Annotated in this window: 3 protein-coding genes; all 3 read right to left on the bottom strand. The window is 69.6% G+C overall.

What is annotated here, in order from left to right:
* Positions 1-148: 148 nt before the first annotated feature.
* Positions 149-949 carry a TIGR02281 family clan AA aspartic protease gene (locus DMC18_RS23305; protein WP_110133354.1) on the bottom strand — a complete coding sequence of 267 codons (801 nt, stop codon included), beginning with the start codon at positions 947-949 and terminating at the stop codon, positions 149-151.
* Positions 950-986: 37 nt separating this feature from the next.
* Positions 987-2,294: a hemolysin family protein gene (locus DMC18_RS23300; RefSeq protein ID WP_110118628.1), complete on the bottom strand. Its 1,308-nt coding sequence runs from the start codon at positions 2,292-2,294 to the stop codon at positions 987-989.
* Between the two features lie 167 nt (positions 2,295-2,461).
* A partial coding sequence (locus DMC18_RS23295) for a substrate-binding domain-containing protein (protein WP_199232617.1) occupies positions 2,462-2,849 on the bottom strand: 388 nt, incomplete at its 5' end.

The following is a 2,849-nucleotide window of genomic DNA, read 5'->3' as shown; positions in this document are numbered from 1 at the left end:
CCAACCCTTCCCCCATCGAGGGGGAAGGGCTTTGCGGGCGGTGGGTTTCAGAAAAAGCCTAGGTCCCCGCTTTCGCGGAGATTTTACGGGAGGGGGGTGCGCGGAGCCCAGCCTGGCACCCTCCGTCACGGGGCTGATGGGGCCGCCCCTACTCTCGCCACCTCAGGATCAGCACCCCGTCGCGGACCTCGTAGGACTCCAGGGTGTCGAGGAAACTCATGCCCAGCAGGGAGCCGCCCATCGGGGCCTTGTTGACGTCCATGACGAAGTCCTTGCGGACGATCGGGCCGATGGCCAGCCGGTCGGCGGTCCAGACCGCGCCGTAGCCCAGGCCGTTGGCGGTCTCGGCGGTCTGGTCGTAGTTCAGGGTCTCGATCGGCACGCCGATGCGCTGGGCGTCGGCGGGGCTGAGCACGGTGTGGCTGGCGCCGGTGTCGACCATGAACGGCACCCGCTGGCCATTGACCTCGCCGATGATGACGAAGGCGCCGCCGGCGTTCTTGGCCACGCGCAGTTCCCGCTCGCCCGTCGTCACCGGCGCGCCGACATTCAGGGCCATCAGAAGCCGCTGCGGCGCCTCGGCCAGTTCGGCCCGGTAGAGATAGCCCATGCCCAGGACGGCGGCGATCACCAGCCACAGGGCCACGAAGCCGACGCCCCGCAGGGCCTCGCGCCGGGTCGCCCGCAGCAGCGCGCCCGAGAACAGCACGATCGCGCCGCCCCACATCAGGATGTAGGCGCGGTCGTAGCCGTCCTGCGGCCCCCAGGGCGCGAAGCGGCCCAGCAGGACGAGCACCGCCACGATGCCGCCGGCCAGCAGCGCCCAGGCCAGCCAGCGCCGCCAGGACGGCCGCCCCGGCCCTTTCGGCCTGGCGGCCTTGGCGGCCTTGACGGGCGCGGCCTCGGTTTCCGGCGGCGGCTCGACGCCCCAGGGTCCCGGCTGGCTCATCTGGCTAATCCCCCGCGTCTTCCCCGGCGCCTGGCGCTCAGTCCTCGTTGTCCTCGCGGCGCTTGCCGGGCTTGAGGATGACCTTGTCGATGCGCGAGCCGTCCATGTCGACGATCTCGACGTCGAACGCCCCCAGGTGAAGGATCTCGCCCTCGGCCGGGATGCGGCCCAGGCGGTCGAGGATCAGGCCGGCCACGGTGTGGTAGCCGCCCTCGGCCTCGAAGTTCTCGCCCAGGGCGTCGTTGAGCTCCTGGATGTCGAGGCGGGCGTCGACCAGCCAGCTGCCGTCCTCGCGGCGCAGGATGCGGCGCTCGCCCTCATCGTGATCCTCGGGGAAGTCGCCGGCGATCATTTCCAAGAGGTCCAGCGGCGTGATCACGCCCTGCACCGAGCCGAACTCGTCGACCACCAGGGCCATGTGCAGCGAGGTCTGCTTGAAGACCGCCATGGCGCGCAGCAGCGACATGGTCTCCGGGATGGCGATCGGCTGCTGGATGTGGGCGCGCAGGTCCAGCGGCTCGCCGCCGAGGCAGGAGTCCAGCAGGTCCTTCTTCAGCACCACGCCGATCTCGCCGTCGAGGTCGCCTTCCAGGGCCACGACGATGCGCGAATAGGGGCACTCGCGAACCTCGGCCTGCACGGCCTCGGGTTCGTCCGACAGCGAGATCCAGTAGAGGTCGCGGCGCGGGGTCATGGCCACGCGCACCGGACGGTCGCCCAGGCGCAGCACCTCCTGGATCATGGTGCGCTCTTCCGGCTCGATCAGGCCGGCGTCGGCGCCTTCGGCCAGCACGGTCTCGACCTCTTCGGAAGTGATGCCGCTGTTGCGCTCGTCGCGCACGCCCATCAGCTTGAGGATGGCGGCCGTCGAGACGGTCAGCAGGGTGACGAACGGGCGCAGCATCGTGGCCACGAAGGCCAGGAACGGGGCCATGGCCCGGGCGATGGTGTCGGGAAAGATCAGGGCCAGGCGCTTGGGCACCAGCTCGCCCAGGATCACCGACACGTAGGTCAGGCCGATGACGACGATGGTGGTGGCGATGGCCTCGGAGTGCGGGCCGATCACCGGCATCGGCTCCAGCCACTTGTCCAGCGCGCCGGCGATGGTGGCCTGGCCGTAGGCGCCGGCCAGGATGCCGATCAGGGTGATGCCGACCTGCACGGCCGAGAGGAAGCGGGTGGGGTGTTCGGCGAGGGAGAGGGCGATCTTGGCGCCGCGGTCTCCCCGGTCGGCCTGGCTCTGCAGTCTGGCCCGCCGCGCGGAGACCACCGCGAGTTCGGACATGGCGAAGACCCCGTTCAACAGAACGAGGAACAGAACGACGGCGAGCGCGAGGAGTATCATTGTCCCTAGGGGCAAGTGACGCGGCGCCGGACGGCGGCCACGGCCCAGACTTTCTTGACGCGGCGCGGGCGGACCGGAGGGCACTATACAAAAGAAAACGCCGCGGCCCATAGGACCGCGGCGCAATCTTCGGTCGCGCGGCGAGATATCGCCGCGGATCGGGTCTTTTAGGCGGCCGGACGCGGCATCGAGACCTTCTTGGTCACGACGTCCTTCTGGGCCTGGTGCTGGCCGGGGGGCAGCGGGATCAGGCCACGGCCCTGCAGGTAGCCGCCACGGCCGGTGGCGGCGTCGGAGGTGAACTCCTTCAGGAAGTCTTCCAGGCCCGGCGTGACGCCGATGTTGGCCTTCTTGACGTAGATGAACAGCGAGCGCGACAGCGGGTAGGAGCCGTCGGCGATCGTCTGGGCCGAGGGACGCACGCCGTTGATGGTCGCGCCCTTGATCTTGTCCATGTTCTCTTCGAGGTACGACCAGCCGAAGACGCCCAGCGAACCCGGGGTCTTGGTCAGGGTGCCGACGATGGCGTTGTCGTTTTCGCCGGCGTCGATCCAG

The organism is Caulobacter sp. D5, assembly GCF_003185805.1.
Lineage (GTDB): Bacteria > Pseudomonadota > Alphaproteobacteria > Caulobacterales > Caulobacteraceae > Caulobacter.
This window is presented reverse-complemented; position numbering and strand designations above follow the sequence as displayed.